The sequence below is a fragment of the Streptomyces sp. NPDC048277 genome (assembly GCF_040652235.1).
GTDB lineage: Bacteria > Actinomycetota > Actinomycetes > Streptomycetales > Streptomycetaceae > Streptomyces.
The window spans coordinates 1-3590 of record NZ_JBEZLQ010000070.1; the positions used below are offsets into that span (position 1 = coordinate 1).

Here is a 3590-nt window from a genome sequence, read left to right on the forward strand (position 1 = left end):
GATAGTACTGGTCGTAGCCTTGGTGCTGCTGGTTCTGCTGCGACGAATACGGTGTGGGCGCCAGGTTCGGTACCAGAGTGGTAATGCTGGGAAGCTGTGCGTCTGTGGGATAGGCATCCCCCGCAGGGGCTGTCTGGTGTGAATCGGGTCCCGTAGGCTGTCCCCAACTGTAGGGGGCACTGGGGTAGCCAGGTTCGTAGTTCTGTTCGTGGTGCTGGTGCTGGTGCTGGTGTGGTGAATCCGTTGTGGTCGGCATGCCCGACACCAGATAGGGATTCGCCGCAGAGGCCCCCGCCTGGGACAGACCCGGCGGACCGTACGCCGGATCCTGCTGGTCGCCGCTGTACGAGTCGTGTGCCACGGACGAACCCGGCTGGGCATTTCTCCTGCTGCCGCGATTGGCCCTGCGCTTGTCCAGGTCTTTCCGCTCACTGTCCGACAAGCCATTACGCCCCTCCGGAAGGCTCTTGCCCGAGGCCCAAGCATATATTGTCGTTTCGGGTATGCCTTTCGCCTTGGCGAACTGGGCAACGCTCATGCCGGAGGTTGCCAAATATTCCTGGAGAAATCCGGTCACATAGGCAGCATCTCTTCGGACATCCCCCTTGCGATGACTGGATGTGCGTTCGTCCAGATTTTCCTGCTCGTCCTTCGACAAGCCATTACGGCCCCCCGGAATGGCACTGCCGGCGGCCCAATGAGATGCTTTCGAATGGGATATTCCTTTCGTCTCGGCGAAATTGTTCATGCTCGTGTTGAGGGGGGTTGCTAAATATTCCCGGAGAAAGGCGGTCACATCGGCAGGAGTCGTGCTGACGATCCCCGAGCGATTATTGGCCCTGCGATTGTCCAGCTCTTTCCGCTCAAGCTCGGACAAGCCGCTACGCCCCTCCGGAAGGCTACTGCCCGAGGCCCAACCACGTGTTGTCGATACGGGTATGCCTTTCGTCACGGAGAACTCGGTCATGCTCATGTTGAGGGGGGTTGCTAAATATTCCTGGAGGAAAGCGGTCACGTCGGCGGGAGTGTGGGATGCTGTAGCTCTCCTGTCGTTATTCCTTTGATTGTTGCGTTCTGGCATCGTGAAACCTCCGCTGCGCTGGGGGCTGGGTGGCTCCAGCCGACTGTGTTCGCCTACTGCGTTCTCAGTAACGATGTCGGCCCCACGGTGGTTCAGTTCGGATCCACCGGTCGATGATCGAGGCGGGACGGGGCTGACGCAGAAAGGTGCCCGCTGAGCTGGGAAGACGGGAGTTCTCCCACTTCCATCAGCGCCGACCAGCAAGGCGCCTCGTAAGTGAGCCTTTGCCAACTTGGCTGGTGGCGGTGTGGGTTGATGCGGGGCCGGGGGTGAGAAAGAGGTGAGGCTCCTGGTAGACGGGTTGTCGGCCAGGAGCAGCCTGTCCGACCAGAGCTTCATGTGCTTGTCCGCCCGTCGGGGATCGGTCTGTCCAGCTCGGCCCTCCGGTACCTGTCCCGTCGGCTGACCGCCCGGCACCGTGAGCTCGGTACACGGTGGCGTCGGCTTCCTGCGGACCGGCAGGCCCTGCTCGTGCCGGCCAGCCTGCGGTGCGGACACATCTACGCCCAGCCCGCCGACGGCTTCGGCGTCGGAACCGGCACGGTCCACCGGTACGCGGCCGAAGCCGTCGAGGTCCTGGTCGTATTCGCGCCCGGCCTCGCCGCGGCCGTCCGGGCTGTGGCGCGCAAGGCGTTCGTGATTCCCGACGGAACGCCGTTGCCGAACGGCCGAACCGCCGCAGACCGCCCGTACCACTCCGGAAAGCACAAGAAGGACCGGATGAACACGCAGGTCACCGCCGATCCGTTCGCCACCGCGGCCGGGCCGTGACCCGGGCGGGACCGGTGACTACGGCAGTGCGCTCACCGGCCTCGACCGCGCCCTCGCGCTGAACCCGGACCACCCCTGGGCCCGGGCCCAGCGCACCGCCGTCCGTTCAGTGGGCGGTTCCCGGTCCGTCGGCGGAGATGAAGCTCGCCCATGAGGCGGCGCCGAAGGTGAGCCGCGCGCCGTCCTTGTCCTTGGAGTCGCGGACGTGGACGGTGGGGGCGGCGGGGGATATGGCCACCTCGACGCACTCAGGGCCGTCGTTGCTGCTGTAGCTGCTCTTGAACCAGTCGAGAGTTTCGGGGTTCATGTTTCCTCTCCCAGCATCTTCTCGATGAACGTCAGTGACTCCCGGGGCGGAAGTGCCTGCGATCGGATGATTCCATAGCGCATCTCCAGGATATGGACTTCCCGGGGATCGCTGACCACACGACTGTGCAGCTGGGCCTCGGAGTGGCCGAGGGTCTTGCCGTCCCGGAGTTTCAGCAGTTGCAGTGGCCCGGCCATGCCCGCGTGGTCCTCACGGTCCGTGGGCATCACCTGGATCTCGACGTGCCTCAACCCGCCGAGTTCGAGCAGGCGTTGAAGCTGTCCGCGCAGCACCATTCTGCCCCCGATCGGCCGTCGTAGCGTCACCTCCTCCTGCACGAAGGTGAGCTGGGGCGGGGGCGTGCGAGCGAAGACCTGCTGCCGTGCCACCCGTGCGGCGACCTGGCGGTCGAGTTCGTCATCCGGGAGGGCGGGCCGCCGCATGGTGAACAACGCCCTTGCGTACTCCGGAGTCTGAAGCAGGCCGTGCATATTGTGGCTGGCGTACGCTCCGAGCTCGACGGCCTCGTCCTCCACCTTCGCCAGATCCCGGACCTTCTTCGGGTACCGGGCCTTCTCCACGTCCTCCTTCATCGAAGCGAGCTTGCCGCCGGCCCCGAGCACCTCGTCGGCCCTGTCCAGGAAATCCGGCTTGGGAATGCGCCGCCCGCGCTCCACGGCCGACACCATCTCCTCGCTGTAGCCGATGGCGGTGCCCAGTTCGGCCTGTGTCATCCCGGCCGCGTCCCGCCACACCTTCACCTGCCGCCCGACCGTCCTGAGTACGGCCTCGGCCTCCTCGTCCTCCACACCCGCCCCTTTCGGTGTACGACCCGTACGGCCCCGGCGGACACCCGGACAGTCACGCTCTGTGCCGGGGTCGTTGCTGTTCAGAGTAGGAAGGGGCGACCACGCTGGGCCACATGACGCAGAAATCCGCCCCGCAAGTCACCGCTCCGACGCACCTGTTCACGGTTCAGCTGTCCGCCACTCGAAGAGGTGCTCGACTGGCGAGACTGCTCACGGAACGTCAACTGGATGACTGGGGTGTGTTCGTCGAGGGCGCGGTACAGGTCGTGGCCGAGCTGGCGGCCAACGCGGTGCTGCACGGACGCGTCCCGGGACGGGACTTCCGGCTGGGGCTTCGGCTGTTCGCCGACCGCACGCTCCGTATCGAGGTGACCGACGCCCGGGGCGACCGCGTCCCGTGCGTCCACGACCCGGTCACCGCCGACGCGGAATCGGGGCGCGGCCTGCTGATCGTGGCGGCGTACGCGGAGCGTTGGGGCGTGGACGAGGCGGCGGCCGGGTGCAAGGTCGTGTGGGCGGAGCTGGCGCCGGGTCACGGGCCCCCAGGGCTTCGGCGTAGTCGCGTGACGTCCGGTTCGTGATCATCCGAGGCCGAGGAGTGCGAGGGGGCGGCGAGGGTCGC

4 protein-coding genes and 1 pseudogene are annotated in these 3590 nt (G+C 66.0%); 2 read left to right on the forward strand and 3 right to left on the reverse strand.

Features of this window, described 5'->3' with window-relative positions; genetic code table 11:
• Positions 1–1015, reverse strand: a 1015-nt coding sequence (locus AB0D85_RS52065) for a helix-turn-helix transcriptional regulator (RefSeq protein WP_362338703.1), incomplete at its 3' end; no start/stop codon positions are given.
• Between the two features lie 405 nt (positions 1016–1420).
• Between AB0D85_RS52065 and AB0D85_RS52070 the strand changes: the two are divergent.
• Positions 1421–1828: pseudogene (locus tag AB0D85_RS52070) on the forward strand (IS5/IS1182 family transposase); the annotation flags it as partial.
• Positions 1829–1958: 130 nt separating this feature from the next.
• Here the strand turns inward: AB0D85_RS52070 and AB0D85_RS52075 are convergent.
• Together AB0D85_RS52075 and AB0D85_RS52080 are read right to left on the reverse strand one after the other, a co-directional pair.
• Entirely contained in the window at positions 1959–2159 is a 201-nt protein-coding gene (locus tag AB0D85_RS52075; protein ID WP_362338706.1) for a DUF397 domain-containing protein, read from the reverse strand.
• A complete protein-coding gene (locus tag AB0D85_RS52080; protein ID WP_362338709.1) occupies positions 2156–2968 on the reverse strand; it encodes a helix-turn-helix transcriptional regulator in 813 nt (270 codons plus the stop codon). The genes AB0D85_RS52075 and AB0D85_RS52080 overlap by 4 nt, the downstream gene beginning before the upstream one ends.
• Positions 2969–3081: 113 nt before the next feature.
• Here AB0D85_RS52080 and AB0D85_RS52085 point away from each other — a divergent pair, with 113 nt between their 5' ends.
• Complete coding sequence (locus AB0D85_RS52085) at positions 3082–3549, forward strand: ATP-binding protein (RefSeq protein WP_362338712.1); 468 nt, start codon at positions 3082–3084, stop codon at positions 3547–3549.
• Positions 3550–3590 lie beyond the last annotated feature (41 nt).

Excerpts from the sequence above, each read along its gene's own strand:
- AB0D85_RS52075 (WP_362338706.1), bottom strand. The coding sequence starts at position 2,159 with ATGAACCCCGAAACTCTCGACTGGTTCAAGAGCAGCTACAGCAGCAAC.
- AB0D85_RS52085 (WP_362338712.1), top strand. The coding sequence starts at position 3,082 with ATGACGCAGAAATCCGCCCCGCAAGTCACCGCTCCGACGCACCTGTTC.